The sequence below is a fragment of the Cryobacterium sp. 10I1 genome, from assembly GCF_035019805.1.
GTDB classification, from domain to species: domain Bacteria; phylum Actinomycetota; class Actinomycetes; order Actinomycetales; family Microbacteriaceae; genus Cryobacterium; species Cryobacterium glucosi.
The window spans coordinates 1-235 of the sequence record NZ_JASJVF010000691.1; the positions used below are offsets into that span (position 1 = coordinate 1).

Genomic DNA, 235 nt, shown 5'->3' on the forward strand with positions numbered 1-235 from the left:
GTGGTGTGGGTGCCGCTACTCGGAAGCGTGCTCGTGGCCTGTTACCTGCGCGGCTCCCGCTCGCTCGCCCGTGACTTCGGGCTGCGCTTCCATCCGCTCGACCTGCTCTGGGGGCTCACGATCGGGCTGCTGACCCGGGTGGTGGCGAGCCTGTTCGAGATCGCCGGCTACGGGCAGATGGGCACCGCGGGCGCCACGCTCGACGCCCCCGCGCACGACGCGTGGTGGATCGTGC

At 71.9% G+C, this 235-nt stretch carries 1 pseudogene; it reads left to right on the forward strand.

The features are described from left to right. Window positions 1-235: pseudogene (locus QN345_RS20365) on the forward strand (hypothetical protein); the annotation flags it as partial.